Below are 16,278 nucleotides of genomic sequence, written 5' to 3'. Positions count from 1 at the left end.
TTTAGAGAACTCCTTTTTTAATTAAGTCTAAAATCGTGTTTGGATATAATTGATGTTCCACATCATGAATTCTAGTTGCTAAATCATCGATACTGTCGTCAGGTTTTCTCACCACCGCTTGTTGGGCGATAATTTGGCCCGTATCGACTCCAGAATCGATATAGTGAATCGTAACCCCAGTTTCAGGGACTTCAGCTGCGTATGCATCTTCAATTCCGTGTAATCCTGGGAAGTTAGGTAATAATGCTGGATGAATATTAATAATTTTCTTAGGATATGCATCTAATAACGTGGGGCCAATAATTCGCATGTACCCAGCCAAAAAGATGGCCTGCACTCCAGCTGCTCTTAAGTGGGTAAGCATAATGGATTCACGTTGTTGTTTCGTAATGCCCTTTTTGGCTTCCACAATTAGCGCTGGCACCCCGAATTTAGCGGCCCGGGTTAACACATATGCATCATGGTGGTCACAAATTAATAATTTAATATCAATCGGTAAATCCGCCTTAGCAATGGCTTCAAAATTAGTTCCGTTACCAGAAGCAAAAATGGCGACTGGAAGGTTCTTATTTAATGTTGACTGCTGCGCCATCACGCTTCACCACCTTACCAATTTGATAGTATGCTTGCGATTGAGCATCTAAGTTTGCTTTAACCGCTGCTACGTTGGCCTTAGGTACCACTAGGACCATTCCAATTCCTTGGTTGAAGACTTGGTCCATATCCGCAGTATCTAAATGGCCCCATTCTTGTAACGATTTAAATAATTGTGGAACTTGCCAGGCACTCCGGTCAATTTCAGCTGTTAAATGATCTGGAATACTTCTAGCAAGGTTATCCGCAATTCCACCACCGGTAATATGGGCGATCGAATGAATCAAATTCGCTTCAATTGAAGGATTGACCGCATGGTAATATAGCTTAGTAGGCGCTAATAACGCATTGATCAATGGTTGATCAAATCCTGGATAGATCTTATTTAAGTCAAGTTCGGCATCTTTAATGATTTTCCGTACCAGGGAAAAACCATTTGAATGAACACCACTAGATGCTAGTCCAATTAAGACATCGCCTGCTTGAACCTTATCGGCACCTAGTAATTGATCCTTATCCCCGATTCCAACAGCAAAGCCGCTTAAGTCATAGTCACCATTGGTATAGATGCCTGGCATTTCAGCCATCTCACCACCAATTAATGATAGACCAGCTTGTTTACAACCATCCGCTACTCCTTGGACAATTGATTTCATTTGATCCGGATTCAACTTACCAATGCCAACGTAATCTAAGAAGAATAATGGTTCGGCCCCTTGGGCTAAAATATCGTTGGCACACATGGCAACTAAATCAATCCCAATCGTGTCATGCACGTTCGCTTGAATCGCTAGTAATAACTTAGTTCCGACCCCATCAGTTCCGGAGATCAATACTGGATTTTTAAACTTTGCAAAACTATCCTTTAAGCTATACTCAGCACCAAAGCCGCCAATTCCACCAATTACATTGGCATCTTGGGTAGCCTTAACAATTGATTTAATTTGATCAACTGCTTTGGCGCCGCTTTCAATATCAACTCCGGCTTCTTTATATTGGTCAGCCATTTACTAATCCATCCCTTCATATAGGTGTAAACGTTTTGCTTCACGCTTGTACATATCTTCGTAATCGTAAAGTGGGGTTGGGTACTTACCATCAAAGTAAGCTGTACATAAACCATGGTATTGGTTGTCACACTTCAAACCAATTGAATCAATCAAGCCATCCACACTTAGGTACCCTAGTGAATCAGCACCAATTTGATCACGGATGCCATCAACACTGTAGTTAGCCCCAATTAATTCACTTGGTTTTTGAATGTCAATTCCGTAGAAACATGGGAATTTCAAGTCAGGCGATGCAATCCGAACGTGAATGGACTTTGCACCAGCATCACGTAGTAATTGAACAATGTAGCGACTAGTGGTTCCCCGTACGATGGAATCATCAACTAAGACGATATCCTTACCTTCAATCACTGGTTTTACCACTGATAACTTCATTGATACGCCCCGTTCCCGTTTCTTTTGGGTGGGTTCAATAAACGTCCGTGCCACGTATTGGTTCTTAATCATTCCCATATCATAAGGAATCCCGCTTTCATTAGCATAACCAATGGCAGCAGATAGTGAAGAATTAGGAACACCGATTACAACGTCGGCCTTTACGGGATGTTCACGGGCTACTTGTGCTCCCATGCGCTTACGCGCTTCGTGGACACTAACTCCATGAATAACTGAGTCAGGGCGCGCAAAGTAGATATATTCCATTGAACAAACGGTTAGTTGAGTATCCGTAGTGTAATGATCAATTTTAATGCCATCTTGATCAACTTTAATTAATTCACCAGGTTCTAGGTCGCGAATGAATTTAGCCTTAACTTGATCTAAGGCACAAGTTTCACTACAAATAACCACACTACCATCATCACGCTTCCCCATTACCAATGGACGTAAACCATTTGGATCTGAGATTGCATACATAGCATCAGTAGACATTAAAACGTACGCAAAGCCACCTTTAAGGCGGTTAGCAGCTTCCTTAAGCTTATCGATGAAGTTAGGCTTGTCACTAACTTCAATTAAGTCCCCAAGTAATTCACTATCTGAATCTGATTGGAACTTAACGCCCTTTTCACGAAGTTCCTTCTTTAACGTATCAGCGTTAGTTAGGTTCCCGTTATGTGAAATGGCAAAATGGTTACTAGTATTTTCAAATAGGAATGGTTGAACATTCTTAATACTATGGCTACCGGCAGTTGCATAACGAATATGCCCTAATGCGGAATTTCCATTTAGAATTTCAAGGGTTTGCGGATCTTCAAAGACTTGCGCTAATAGTCCTAATCCACGATAACGATGCAATTCTTTGTGGTCATTTGAGACAATTCCTGCCCCTTCTTGACCACGGTGTTGAAGTGCGTGTAATCCATCATAAGTTAGGCGGGTAGCATCTTCCGTCCCCCAAATTCCAAACACTCCACATTCATCATTTAAACTTTTGACTTCATTAGCCATGAGAGCCCTTCCTTCCAAATCTGTTTCAATTCTTTAACATCAGCATTTAAGTGATCGTTACTTAGTTGTAAATCAACTTCACCATCATCAGTGGTCGTACCTAGTAAGGTTGCTTTGTCGCCAGCCTTGCCTTCAAATGCGGCTTGGTTAGCTTTAGGAACCGTAACCACAAACCGTGATTGAGTTTCAGCAAATAGTTGTTCACGGGTTAAGTCAGTTTGACCCTTAAACCCAAGTGAGTTATCAAATAGCGTTTCCAGTAGTGAAACTGCTAACCCACCTTCACTAACATCATGGACACTATCTACTAAGTGGTTAACAATTAAGGTATGCACTAATTGTTGGTTGGCAGCTTCAACTGCTAAGTCAAAGTGTTCAACCTTCCCACTAATTTGATCAGCAAGCATCTTTTGAATTTCTGAACCACTGTAGTCATCATAAGTCTTTCCGATAACATAAACTAATTCGTCAGCATCCTTAGCGCTTGCAGTTGTAATATAATCATTGTCTTCGATTAAACCAACCATTCCAATCAATGGAGTTGGGTAAATGGCTTGGTTATCGGTTTCGTTATATAGCGAAACGTTCCCACCAATCACGGGTGCATCAAACTTTTCACATGCCTTTGCGATTCCTTCGGCCGACTTACTCATTTCATAATAGCTTTCTGGATCATCTGGATTTCCGAAGTTAAGACAGTCAGTAATACCAATTGGTAGTGCTCCACTAGCTACAATATTCCGTGCCGCTTCGGCCACTGCAATTTGACCACCTTGATATGGATCCAAGTAGATGTAACGTGCGTTACAGTCAGTGGTCATAGCAAGTGATTTCTTAGTTCCACGGACCCGTACCACTGCGGAATCACTACCAGGTGCTAAGACCGTATTTGCTTGTACCCGGCTATCATATTGTTGGTAAACTGACTTCTTTGAAGCAATCGTAGGAGCACCAAGCATTGATTTCAACATTTCATCCAAACTATCAAATTCAGGTTTGAATGCTGGTGCTGGTTCTTTAAGCCGCTTAGGTTCAATCAATGGATGGGTGTATTCTGGAACATCATCCACTAGCGTCTTAGTTGGAATATCACATACTAACTTCCCGTGTTGTGACAATCTGTATTGACCATCATCATTAACTTGACCAATGACCACGGCATCTAATCCATACCGTTCGAAAACGTCCAAGACAGTTTGTTCTTCACCCTTCTTAACACAAAGTAACATTCTTTCTTGTGATTCAGAAAGCATGATTTCATAAGGGGTCATCCCTTGTTCACGTTGTGGAACTAAGTCAAGGTTTAAGTCAACCCCACTGTTAGCCTTGGCAGCCATTTCAGCAGATGATGAAACCAAACCTGCAGCACCCATATCTTGAATCCCAATTAAGATGTCACTGTGGTGATGGGTAATTTCTAAACAAGCATCCACTAATAACTTTTCCATAAATGGATCCCCAACTTGAACGGCTGAGCGGTCAGATTCTTCTTCCTTACTGAATTGACTAGAAGCAAAGGTTGCCCCATTAATTCCATCCCGACCAGTTTTAGCCCCAACATAAATGATTGAGTTTCCAGTTCCATGGGCACGACCTGCTTCAATGTCAGCTTGATCCATCAAACCAACACACATTACATTTACAAGTGGGTTTCCGTCATAACACTTATCGAAACTGATTTCACCACCAACGGTTGGAATTCCGATACAGTTACCATAACCAGCAATCCCGGCAACTACTTTATCTAATAGGAACCGGTTTTTAGGGTTACTTAATTCACCGAACCGTAAGCTATCTAATGATGCAATTGGCTTAGCACCCATTGAGAAGATATCTCTGATGATTCCACCAACTCCAGTTGCAGCTCCTTCATATGGTTCCACGAAACTAGGGTGATTATGACTTTCAGCCTTAAATACCACGGCTTGCCCATCATTAATATCTAACACTCCAGCCCCTTCACCAGGTCCTTGAATGACGCGGGAACCCTTGGTCCAAAACTTACGTAAGATTGGTTTGGAATTCTTGTATGAACAATGTTCACTCCACATTCCAGAATATAAACCGGTTTCTGTAAAGTTAGGTAAACGTTTTAAAAGTTTAGTTGCGATTAAATCATATTCACCATCGGTCAATCCCCATTCACGGTAGATTTTTTGGTCTCTAATTTGTTCGGGGGATAATTCCACTTGTTTTTGCAATGTTATTAGCTCCTAACCTGATTTAAGATTGATTTGAAAAGCGTTAAGCCATCTGTCCCACCTAGAATGGATTCAACTGCTCTTTCTGGATGTGGCATCATGCCAAGGACATTTCCAGCTTTATTAGTAATCCCAGCAATGTTATTCCGACTACCATTTGGATTATCTTCATACGTAAAGACAATTTGGTGGTTGTCCTTCAATGATTGAAGGGTTTCATCATCACAGTAGTAATTACCTTCACCATGGGCAATTGGGACCTTGATCACTTGGTCCTTAGCATATTCATTAGTAAACATCGTGTGATTGTTGACCACCTTTAAAGGTGCCCAATCAGAAATAAATTCCATACTAGTGTTGTTTTGAAGTGCGCCAGGTAATAAACCAGCTTCAACTAAAATTTGGAAGCCGTTGCAGACCCCAAGGACTGGTTTGCCAGCTTCAGCTAACTTCTTAACGGCAGCCATTGCTGGTGCAAAACGAGCAATGGCACCACTCCGTAAGTAATCACCATATGAAAATCCACCAGGAATCAAAACACCATCATATTTATCAAGGTTAGTTTCATTAGAACTAACCATATCAGCTTCTTCACCGAGAGCATCGTTAATTGCGTGATACATATCTAAATCACAATTAGAACCGGGAAAACTAATTACAGCGAATTTCATTGGGATCTATCCTTCCTTTATTTCGTAACTATATGTTTCCATATTTTGATTAACCAAAAGATCTTTACAAATGGATTCAATCGTCTTAACTGCTTCATCTTTACTATCAGCATTAATCGTAACTTCAAAGAACTTTCCTTGTGAAATGGATTCAATTGAAGTGTAGTTTAAACGGTGTAATGCATTCTTAACTGCTTCACCTTGAGGATCTAAAATCGATGGTTTATGGGTAACGTAAATTTGAGCTAAATACATGACTAGCGTCTCTCCTTATTTAAGTGTGGCTTTTAATTTGTCTAAGATTTCGCGATAACCGGTCATCATATCACCAGTTTGTTTTCTAAACACGTCCTTATCTAAGGACTGCTTAGTATCAGCATCTAATAACCGGCATGAATCTGGTGAAATTTCATCAGCTAGGATTACTTGACCATCGTCAGTAATGCCAAATTCAATCTTAAAGTCCACCAAGATAATGTTCATCGACTTAAATAATGATTTCATTAAGTCGTTTACCTTAAGTGCGGTTTCACGCATCGTCTTTAATTGCGCTTCAGTTGCAATGTTCAATGCTTCAGCAGCAGAATCATTGATCATTGGGTCATGGAGTTCATCGCTCTTAAAGAAGTATTCAACAACGGGACGACTTAGTGGTTGTAAATATTCAGTTCCATACCGCTTTTGGAAGTGGCCAGAAGATAGGTTTCTAACTACTACTTCAAGTGGAATCATCTTCACACTAAGGTTCAATTGATCAGTGGCATCCAATTGCTTTACAAAGTGCGTTGCAACACCCTTTTGATTTAAATAGCCAAAAATCAAACTGGAAATTTCGTTATTAACGGCACCCTTGTCTGGAATCATTTCATTACGTTCACCATCACCAGCAGTGGTGTGGTTAGTATAGTGAACTCTTAGTACCTTTGGATCGTCGGTTGTATATAATTCTTTGGTTTTACCTGAAGCAACTAATGCTGACATTATAATGAACTCCTTATTTAAATTGATTAACTTGTTCTAATAATTGATCGAATGAATCACCAATAACGGTAATGTGGCCCATCTTACGACCAGGTCTAATTTCTGCCTTACCATAATCATGAAAATGCCATGATGGATTAGTAGGTAGTGCTTGACGAGCCGTCGTCAAATCATCCCCTAATAAGTTGACCATCACTGCCTTGTGATCTTGGCGAATCGTTGGAATTTCTAACCCACAAATGCTTCGAATATGGGCTTCAAATTGGGAAATATTACATGCTTCAATTGAGTAGTGGCCAGAATTATGAGGCCGTGGTGCTAATTCATTGACTAATAACTCACCATTTGGCATTAAGAAAAATTCAATTCCTAATACACCAACTAAGCCCAAACGATCCGCAATTTTAACGGCAATATCGCTTGCTTGTTCGTGAACTGCATCATCAACTCGTGCTGGCACAATACTAGTGTGTAAAATATGGTTTTTATGGATGTTTTCGCTCAATGGGAATGGAATGTTCATTCCAGAAACATCCCGCGTTACCATAATGGAAACTTCCTTTTCAAATGGTTGTTTCTTTTCATAAATCCATTCGCGATGGTTTAGTTCAGCCGCTGCCTTATCGATATCACTTTCATCATTAATATCAATTTGATCGTGACCATCATATCCACCTTCACACGTTTTTACGATTCCAGGATATCCAATGTTAGCAACCGCTTGTTTTAAGTCATCAGCAGTGTTAACAGCAGCATATTCAGTTACTGGAATGCCATTTTTCGATAGAAAATCTTTTTCATGAAGTCGATGACTAGTAATGGTTAGTTCATCGATTGCTTGAGGGACATCAACATAATCAGTCACCTTAGCTAAGGCTTTTTGATCAACATTTTCAAACTCATAGGTCAATACATCTGATTTTTGCGCTAATTCTTTTAATGCATCTTCATCGTCATAATCAGCAACAATTTGAAAGTCAGATACTTGGGCCGCTGGTGCTTGGGGTGTTGGATCTAAAATGCCCACTTTGTAGCCCATTGACTTAGCTGATAGTGCCATCATTTGGCCTAATTGGCCTCCACCTAAAATGCCAATGGTGGCTGGTGGTAAGATTTGCTTAATCGAGTTCGTCATTACTCTTAATAGCCTCCTCAGTTTGAGTTTGTCTGAATTGAACTAATTTTTGGTTAACGGTGTCATTATGCAAGGCGATAATTTGTGCCGCTAAAATGGCAGCATTTTTAGCACCAGCATCACCAATGGCAACCGTCGCAACTGGAACCCCAGAAGGCATTTGAACCATTGATAGTAATGAATCAACACCGTTAAGGGCCTTGGTTTTAACTGGAATCCCAATTACTGGTAATGTCGTATTAGCAGCCATCATTCCAGGTAAATGGGCAGCACCACCAGCAGCGGCGATAATCAATTGATAATGTTCGTCTTTTGCTTGGCTACCGAATGCTTGTAATTGTTGGGGCATCCGATGTGCTGAAATAACATGCTTATCATAGCTAACCCCTAATTTATCAAGCATTGCTGCGGTTTGCTTTACTACTGGCCAATCAGATATTGACCCCATTACGAGTGCAACTTCCATCGAAAAGTCTCCTTTGTTGTTTTGGTACTATTATAATACCAATCCTTAGGTCGAACGTCAATATAAATCACGAACAATACATATTATTTTTTCATTTAAAGTTCGTGTTATTGTAAAAAATCAATAAAAAATACGTAAAAAAACAGCGCCCATCTAGGACGCTGCTTTTATTGCTGAGCTGAAAAAGCATCATTTAATTTACCAAAATTAATGGTTCCTAACCCGGTAGCTTGATTGTACAATTTACCAGGTTGACCAGTATAGTAAAGATTACTGTTATTATTAGCACTCTCGAGTGGGGTAAATGGAGAATAGTTAGTTTGGGCAAAGCGATAGATTTGAGGATTCCAAAAGCCCATTCGTTTCCCTTGAGCGCTATTGATAACCGCTGCCATCCCAGCCATTTGAGGCGTTACAACACTAGTACCACCGGTAGTGTAAAAATTACCATTATGATAACTAGCATAGCCGGTATTTGGATCAGCATTCCCTGAAATATCAGGCAGGTTTCGACCACTATTCGTTCCAGTTATAATTTGTGGAACTTTAAGGCGGCTCAGATAACCATCTTTATACTTCCAAACTTGGGCAGCTCGATAAGTCCCTACACCACTAAAACCAGCTTGGTAGTCTGGCACTGAATTCAAGGTACTGAATCCACCCCCGCCACCCGCAAAGTAGCTGCTGACCCACTTTTGCGGGTTAATACTAGGGTTAATGGTTGGTTGATTATCAAAACGTGGATACATAAAATCTGTACTCCATGCCCGTTCGTGTTCGATGACCACCTTCTTACCGTTGATCGTATATTTACGTGGTAAGGTCGTGCCCCCCACGGAAGTAACGTACGGAGAACTAGCTGGTGAATCAACTGTTAATTTAGGATAACGATTTTCACCCATTCCATCGTAAGCACCATTGTCACCAGTCGATGCAAAAGTACTAATTCCTTGAACCGCAGCTTGTTGAAATAATAGGTTCATAATTTGATTATAGTTTTTAGGTAACATGCCTAGCTTCAACTGGGTAGTAATTTGATTTTCACTTTGGCCCCAGCTGATCGATAACGTATCGACCTTATTTTGAGCTAACGCTGTTGCAAGTGAATTAAGCATCCCCAAAGCAGATGGATTCCCCACATATACATTTAAGTTAGCCTTGGGCGCCATTGCACCAGCTTGTTCAACATCCATTGCCGTTTCGTCTTCACCATTATATGCGGTCTTTGTCACATGATAGACCTTAATACGGTTCTTTTTCACCGGGATCCCTACGTACTTCCAAAACTTGGTCGCATCATTAGGTTTGAACTTAGCAAACGATATGATTCCAACCGTTTGTCCAGCTCCAACGTGATTATTCTTGTATAAAGCTCCCGCATTATACCGATCCATAAACTTTTGTGGGGCCCCTTGATTAGTGTTAATTTCATTTTCAGTCTTAGTTAAATGAGCTGATAAATCCTTGGCTGGATTAGCATAGGTATTATTCGCTAATCCGAAAACACCTAATACGTTCGCACTGATCGCCGCAGGTAACTTATAATTATGATTGGGCTTTTGATAACTATTGCCAATTACCTTAACATTGTTTAATTTAACGTGAAATGCGCGTTCAACATTTTTAGTGGTTCCCGTAAGTTTTAAAACGATGTTACCAGCATATACCTTAGTTTTTAATTGATATTGCTCAAAATAGTTTTTGATCGTTTGAATATTATCATTAGATTGACCATAAGTATCAGCAAATTGTTGTGGAGTTAAGTACTTTCGATAATTAGGATTACCGGGGGTTACCGTTTGATTAATATATTCATTTAATTGATTAGCGCTATTCGGCTGTAAGACTAAGTTAACCGTTTGTTGTTGCTTGGGATTAACTGCCTTGACCGTTTTTTTAGCCTTAGTGGCAGCTATCGCCGTTGCTTGGTTGCTAGTATTGGTAGCTAACGTTAGTGATAAGCCCCCAACTATCAGAACTAAACTCAACTTGAGGGTCCAATTAACTAATTTTATCAATGGTCGTTGATTATAAATCATCATCAATCCTTTCTTTGGCTTTAGCTTTTATTTGTTCTTGCTTTAGCCTGCGTTTAGTTTTTACAATAATTACGGTTGTCAGGATTATCTGTAAAATAAAGAAGATAACCAACCAAGTGATAAAAAGTTGCATCTCACTTAATTTTAAATTTAAGGTTACTATAAACGTCAATAAAACAGCAATTATAATAAATATTGTCAAGCGAATGTAGTCTTTTTTCTTCAAATAATCACCATTTCTAAGCAAAGTTATTCGATTTGCTTTTTTTCTGTTAGAATATATTATATATTATATAACGATACTAAACAAAGGAGAGTTATTATGCTAAAGGATTTTAAAGCATTTATTGCACGTGGTAGTGTAATTGATTTAGCCGTCGGGGTTATTATTGGGTCAGCCTTTACTGCTATTGTTCAATCATTAACTGCTAATTTAATCAATCCATTAATTGGGATTTTTCTGGGAAAGATCGACTTATCTGGATTAGTATTAACGGTTGGTAAAGCCCACTTTAAATATGGTTTATTTATCAACTCTGTAATTAATTTCTTAATCATTGCTTTCGTAGTCTTCATCATTGTAAAAATCGTTAACCGCGTTACTAAACGCGATACCAGTTCCAAGATGAGTACTACTGATCAGTTACTAACTGACATCAAGGGATTATTAGCAACTAACCAAAGCAACGATAGTTCTAATTCAAATGATCAATCAAATCAAAATAAGTAAAATCACTGTTGGCATTTAACAAATTTGTTAAATGCCTTCTATATTAGTAAAGGAAGTTTAAATTTTGATAATTACATCTGGAATGATTGGATCCGGTAAAACTACACTTACCGATCGAATGGCCAAGCATTTTAATAGTCGACCATTCTTCGAACCAGTAGGTGATAATCCAGTCCTACCACTTTATTATGCAGATCCTAAGCGTTATGGATTCTTACTCCAAATCTTTTTTCTAAATAAACGTTTTAAAATGATCAAACGGGCATTAAATGCTCCCCACAACATCTTAGATCGTTCAATTTATGAGGATGCTTTATTTACCAAGCAAAATCATCTTGATGGTAATATTTCAGATTCTGAATGGGATGTTTATCAGGGGCTACTAAACAACATGCTAGATGATTTAAATGCCATCCCCCAGGCACATCCCAATCTATTAGTCTATGTTTATACTGACTTTGATACAGTTTTAAAGCGCATTAAGAAACGGGGCCGTGCCTTTGAACAAATCGATGCCCACCCGGAACTAAAGGATTATTACTACCGACTCTGGCAAGCCTATCAAACGTGGTTTGCAGAATATGATAAAAGTCCTAAAGTTAAAATCGACTTGCAAACATACGACCTATCAGATCCTGATAATCTCCCCATTGTATTATCCCAAATCGATGCTGCCGTAACCAAGTATAAAATTTAATCATTATGTATGACACCCGAAGATCAATATCAACTTAGGGTGTTTTTTGATGACTAAATGTGGTTTAAAACCGTAAATATTAAAAGGAGCTTCGATTAAATTCGAAGCCCCTTTTATCTAGCACAATAGTATCTTAACGGATGCTTCTGCATCCCATATTTATTAATTATTCATTTAATGCAGCTAATGCGCTCCCATAAATGGCCATTGCTAACGTTAAATCATCAATTGGTTGAAATTCATTAGCTTGGTGCATCGTGTTCTTAGTCCATGGGAACAATGCCCCAAACGCAACTCCACGATCCATTAAGCGACCAAATGAACCACCACCAACAACGTGGGGTTTCGCTTCAGTTTCGCCACTTAAATCTTTGTATACGGCAATTAATTTTTGCACGATTGGATCATCACTTGGTACATAGTGTGGTGCCATGTCATCTTCTTGTGATACAGAACCACCATTTGCACCAGCAACTAGTCCGGCTTCAATTTCCTTAGGTCCAATTCCCTTAGGATATCTAAAGTTTGTGTTGACCATTCCACCATCTTTGATGTCAAAACGCATAATTCCGACGTTCATGGTTAAGTCACCCATCACATCATCAGTTTTGTTAATGCCTAACTTATGTGCTCTGGAATCATCGTGTAACTTATTAGCTATAAATGAGATAAATGCTTGGGCATCTCCAGCATATTGATATTGGCTTAAGAATAATGCTAGATAAGTCCCGGCATTTAATCCATCATCTGGTTCCATTCCATGGGCCGATTTACCAATCACATGTAAATGAAGGCCTTCATCGGTTACTTGGGAGTCTCCACTAACTGGGTATTGGTCCAAGAACTTAGTAAATGCATCGGATACCTTTTCATTATCATCGGATTCTAACACTGCTTCGGCATCCCGTGGAACCATGTTATCACGTAATCCAGACTTAAAGCTCCGTAACGTAAATTCAGTGTCTTCTTCACCCTTTTGATGACCAACAAATTTAGTAATGAACGTCGTATTACCCTTTTCACCGTTAATTACTGGGAATTCAGCATCAGGTGAAAACCCAAAGTCAGGAGCTGGTTCTAAGTCTAAGTAATGCTTGATGCCAGTCCAATTACTTTCTTCATCCGTCCCAATTAAGAACCGAATCTTGAACTTAGGCTTAATGCCAGCATCCTTTAACATTCTTAAACCGTAGTAGGCTGCTAATCCAGGCCCTTTATCATCAGAGGTACCACGACCATAAGCAACATTATCCTTAATGGTTAATTCAAACGGATCGGTATTCCAACCTTCACCAGCAGGCATCACATCAGCGTGCACTAAAATTCCTAGGGTTTGATCACCCTCACCGTATTCAATATAGCCAGCTAAATTATCATAGTTCTTAGTCTTAAAGCCATCTCGTTTACCAATTTCTAAGTATTTAGTTAACGCAGCGGCAGGACCAGGACCTAGGGGAAATTCATCGCTAGCATGTTCGTCATCCCGTTCACTATCAATGGCGACTAATGCCTTTAAATCAGCTAGGTAATCAGCTTGATAATCCTTTGCTTTTTGTTTCCAATCAATTGTCATTTAAACAACCTCCTTAGTTTATGTAACTATATTCAATTTTAGCATAACTGACCTAAGTTAACATGTTTCAAGTCGTGAAACTAGAATGCTATAATAAATTTTAAGAGGTGGAAATGATGAAATACATTACAGAAGCAACTGCAAAACAAACCATTCGAATTCGACCAACAGATAGCTTTAAGGGAACTTACGGTCACATTACCCTAGTCGGAGGTAGTCAAAACTTTGGGGGGGCCATTATTATGGCGACCATGGCTGCTGTTTACTCAGGGGCCGGCTTAGTGACCACCTTAACCGATCCCGTCAATCGGACTAGTTTACACGCCCAATTGCCTGAAGCCATGGTTGCTGATTACCATGACGAAGCAATGCTCAAAAGTAGCGTTAGTGGCGCTGATGTCATTGTAATTGGCTGTGGACTAGGCACTGATGATGATGCATTAAATATTTTAAAAACCGTATTAGATACCGTTCAACCCGACCAAAAGATTATCATTGATGGTTCAGCAATTACATTAATCGCAACCCATCACCTTAGCTTACCCAAGGCGCATTTAATCTTTACTCCTCATCAAATGGAATGGAAGCGACTCTCTGGAATCTCACTACCAGATCAAGCAGACGTGGATAAAAATAAGGCAGTCCGTGATCAACTGAACGCCACTGTAGTATTAAAATCTAGCCATACCCAGGTTTACACTGCCAATGATGTATTTGAAAATACAACTGGGACCCCAGCTCAAGCAACTGGTGGAATGGGGGATACACTAGCGGGGATGATTGGTGGTTTCGTGGCTCAATTTAGCAATGTTGACCTAGCAGTTGCATCCGCAGTATATGCACACAGTGCAATTGCCGACGAGTTAGCTCAACACCAATACGTAGTCCTACCTCACCAAATTATTCACCACATTCCAGAATTTATGAAGGCAAATGAAGCATAAAAAAGAATCGACAACTGTCGATTCTTTTTTATTTAATATGCAATTTATTACGCAATCTACCAACTCTTGCGCCCATTACGCGATCGGCAACTCTGGTTTTTAAAACTAGGTAGATGTAAACTCCGCCACCCATCATTACAGATATGAAGGTTACGATTCCACTACCAATCGTTCCGTTAATGTCCATAACATGCCCTAATAACCAGTTAAATGCGAACACACCAATCAAAGCGGCTAAATAAGTTAAAATGGAGAATAATAAAATTTGATTCGTCCGCTTAACGACCAAGTGGTAACGAATATTAAACTGCTTAGTCAATGAGCGTAAGATTAGACCGTTGGTAACAATGAACCCTAGTGAAGTGGAAACTAAGGGGCCGAAAGTCCCAAATAATGCAATGGCTGGAATTTGACAGATTACCTTAACAATGGTTCCAATGATGAAGTATTTCACCGCTAGTTTATTTTGATAAATCCCCTGCATAATGGCAGAAATTACCGTAAATAATCCTAAAATAATTGACACCACTGAGTAAAATGTAAGGATGTTAGCAGATAAATGCCCATAGCCAGTCCCGTTAAACAAGCGATTGAGCGGTCCCGCAATGGCAGCCATCCCCAATGCAGAAGGAATCATAATAAATTCAAATAAAATCAATCCATTAATAATTTCACGACGAATTCCTTCATAGTCCTTACTTGTGTAGGCCTTAGATAACAATGGCACTACCGTAATTGCTAATGCGGATGCCAATGAGATCGTAATCATAACTAACTTATTGGCATTTCCAGCATAAATAGCAAATAATTTTTGTAATACTACTTCTGGATAGTGACGGAAAATCCGCATTAAATCAAAGAACGTAAATTGATCAATTAATTGAAAAATTAAAACGCCGGCCCCCAAAATAATGAATGGAACGGCCTGTTGAATAATTTCTTTATATAGCTGGGTCGTTTTAACTTCTAATTGATTATTACTATTAGCCACTAAATTGCGGTAATAATGACGACGTTTGAAGTAGTAATATCCTAAAATCAATAGTCCGGCAACAGCCCCCATGAACGCTGCGAACGTAGACTGAGAAACCGCCGTGATCCAATCGCCCTTAATGACCCCTAGGTGCATGATCAATAATGCCGTAATCAACATGTATGCAACCCGGACTAATTGCTCCACAAATTGTGAAATAGCAGAAGGCGCCATATCCTGGTAACCTTGGAAGAACCCACGCGTCAAACTCATTGTTGGAATGATTAAAATGGCCCACGATAACGCACGCATTACGGGGATAACGTTTTTATCACCGTTATCTAACAGCGGCGCTCCAAAGTACAATAGTAACGCGAATACAATTCCAGTACTGATCGATAATAGCAAGCCCCGTTTATATAACTTAAAGCCAACCCCATACTCGTTTAAGGTATTATAATGGGCCACTTGTTTGGCCACAGCCGATGGAATTCCAGCAATGGCGGCAATCAATAGCACGCCATATACGTTGTATCCTTGAACATACAATGCATTGGCCTGAAAGAAGAATGAAGCGAACCATATTCGCCATGGAATAATATAGACGGCCCCTAGGATTCTAGACAAGATACTACCGGCCGTCATCCAGGCCGATCCCTTTAGCATCGTATCTTTAGAACTATCATCCCCCGTTGCTAGTTCTACTTCATCTTCGCGTTCACTCTCTTGCATATTTAATTTCCTACTTTCTAATCGATTTCTAGTTTTGATACAATAACTAATCTATTTTACATCAATCCAGAAATTGATAGCAA

15 protein-coding genes and 1 pseudogene are annotated in these 16,278 nt (G+C 39.6%); 3 read left to right on the top strand and 13 right to left on the bottom strand.

The features are described from left to right. Position 1 precedes the first annotated feature (1 nt). The 11 genes and pseudogenes from purN to R4146_RS04705 all read right to left on the bottom strand — a co-directional run bounded on the left by purN (position 2) and on the right by R4146_RS04705 (position 10,772). Positions 2-592: a phosphoribosylglycinamide formyltransferase gene (gene purN / locus R4146_RS04755; protein WP_339960276.1), complete on the bottom strand. Its 591-nt coding sequence runs from the start codon at positions 590-592 to the stop codon at positions 2-4. Further along, positions 567-1,601 (bottom strand): phosphoribosylformylglycinamidine cyclo-ligase, encoded by a 1,035-nt coding sequence (purM, locus tag R4146_RS04750; RefSeq protein WP_339960275.1) that lies wholly within the window; start codon positions 1,599-1,601, stop codon positions 567-569. The genes purN and purM overlap by 26 nt, the downstream gene beginning before the upstream one ends. A gap of 3 nt (positions 1,602-1,604) precedes the next feature. Next, the gene (gene purF / locus R4146_RS04745; protein WP_339960274.1) at positions 1,605-3,053 is read right to left on the bottom strand and encodes an amidophosphoribosyltransferase; all 1,449 of its coding nucleotides are present in this window, start codon (positions 3,051-3,053) and stop codon (positions 1,605-1,607) included. Beyond that, the gene (gene purL / locus R4146_RS04740) at positions 3,029-5,254 is read right to left on the bottom strand and encodes a phosphoribosylformylglycinamidine synthase subunit PurL (protein ID WP_339960273.1); all 2,226 of its coding nucleotides are present in this window, start codon (positions 5,252-5,254) and stop codon (positions 3,029-3,031) included. Before purL ends, purF begins: the two co-directional genes overlap by 25 nt. Before the next feature lie 5 nt (positions 5,255-5,259). Continuing rightward, positions 5,260-5,925, bottom strand: a complete 666-nt coding sequence (gene purQ, locus R4146_RS04735; RefSeq protein WP_339960272.1) for a phosphoribosylformylglycinamidine synthase subunit PurQ — start codon at positions 5,923-5,925, stop codon at positions 5,260-5,262. A 6-nt stretch (positions 5,926-5,931) separates the two neighbouring features. Beyond that, positions 5,932-6,180, bottom strand: a complete 249-nt coding sequence (gene purS / locus R4146_RS04730; protein WP_339960271.1) for a phosphoribosylformylglycinamidine synthase subunit PurS — start codon at positions 6,178-6,180, stop codon at positions 5,932-5,934. A gap of 15 nt (positions 6,181-6,195) precedes the next feature. Then, positions 6,196-6,906 (bottom strand): phosphoribosylaminoimidazolesuccinocarboxamide synthase, encoded by a 711-nt coding sequence (gene purC, locus R4146_RS04725; RefSeq protein WP_339960270.1) that lies wholly within the window; start codon positions 6,904-6,906, stop codon positions 6,196-6,198. Between the two features lie 13 nt (positions 6,907-6,919). Further along, positions 6,920-8,041, bottom strand: a complete 1,122-nt coding sequence (gene purK, locus R4146_RS04720) for a 5-(carboxyamino)imidazole ribonucleotide synthase (protein ID WP_339960268.1) — start codon at positions 8,039-8,041, stop codon at positions 6,920-6,922. After that, positions 8,025-8,510 (bottom strand): annotated as a pseudogene (purE, locus tag R4146_RS04715) (5-(carboxyamino)imidazole ribonucleotide mutase); the annotation flags it as partial. The pseudogene purE and the gene purK, both read right to left, overlap by 17 nt. Positions 8,511-8,674: 164 nt before the next feature. Further along, positions 8,675-10,549: a S53 family peptidase gene (locus R4146_RS04710; protein WP_339960267.1), complete on the bottom strand. Its 1,875-nt coding sequence runs from the start codon at positions 10,547-10,549 to the stop codon at positions 8,675-8,677. Further along, entirely contained in the window at positions 10,536-10,772 is a 237-nt protein-coding gene (locus tag R4146_RS04705) for a hypothetical protein (RefSeq protein WP_339960266.1), read from the bottom strand. Before R4146_RS04705 ends, R4146_RS04710 begins: the two co-directional genes overlap by 14 nt. A gap of 96 nt (positions 10,773-10,868) precedes the next feature. Between R4146_RS04705 and mscL the strand changes: the two genes are divergently transcribed. Next, the gene (mscL, locus tag R4146_RS04700; RefSeq protein WP_339960265.1) at positions 10,869-11,276 is read left to right on the top strand and encodes a large-conductance mechanosensitive channel protein MscL; all 408 of its coding nucleotides are present in this window, start codon (positions 10,869-10,871) and stop codon (positions 11,274-11,276) included. A gap of 61 nt (positions 11,277-11,337) precedes the next feature. Next, positions 11,338-11,973 carry a deoxynucleoside kinase gene (locus R4146_RS04695; RefSeq protein WP_339960658.1) on the top strand — a complete coding sequence of 212 codons (636 nt, stop codon included), beginning with the start codon at positions 11,338-11,340 and terminating at the stop codon, positions 11,971-11,973. A gap of 166 nt (positions 11,974-12,139) precedes the next feature. On the opposite strand, the gene pepV is transcribed toward R4146_RS04695, so the two are convergent. Further along, positions 12,140-13,546 carry a dipeptidase PepV gene (gene pepV, locus R4146_RS04690; RefSeq protein ID WP_339960264.1) on the bottom strand — a complete coding sequence of 469 codons (1,407 nt, stop codon included), beginning with the start codon at positions 13,544-13,546 and terminating at the stop codon, positions 12,140-12,142. Between the two features lie 116 nt (positions 13,547-13,662). On the opposite strand from pepV, the gene R4146_RS04685 reads away from it, so the two are divergent. Beyond that, the gene (locus R4146_RS04685; protein ID WP_373695348.1) at positions 13,663-14,490 is read left to right on the top strand and encodes an NAD(P)H-hydrate dehydratase; all 828 of its coding nucleotides are present in this window, start codon (positions 13,663-13,665) and stop codon (positions 14,488-14,490) included. Positions 14,491-14,518: 28 nt separating this feature from the next. Here the strand turns inward: R4146_RS04685 and R4146_RS04680 are convergent, their stop codons facing one another. Then, positions 14,519-16,195, bottom strand: coding sequence for a putative polysaccharide biosynthesis protein (locus tag R4146_RS04680; RefSeq protein WP_339960262.1), 1,677 nt, complete (start codon positions 16,193-16,195; stop codon positions 14,519-14,521). Between the last annotated feature and the right edge of the window lie 83 nt (positions 16,196-16,278).

It is taken from the genome of Nicoliella lavandulae (assembly GCF_037546185.1).
In the GTDB taxonomy this organism is placed as follows: domain Bacteria; phylum Bacillota; class Bacilli; order Lactobacillales; family Lactobacillaceae; genus Nicoliella; species Nicoliella lavandulae.
The sequence above is the reverse complement of the archived record's forward strand: the minus strand, read 5'-3'. Positions and strand labels throughout refer to the sequence as shown.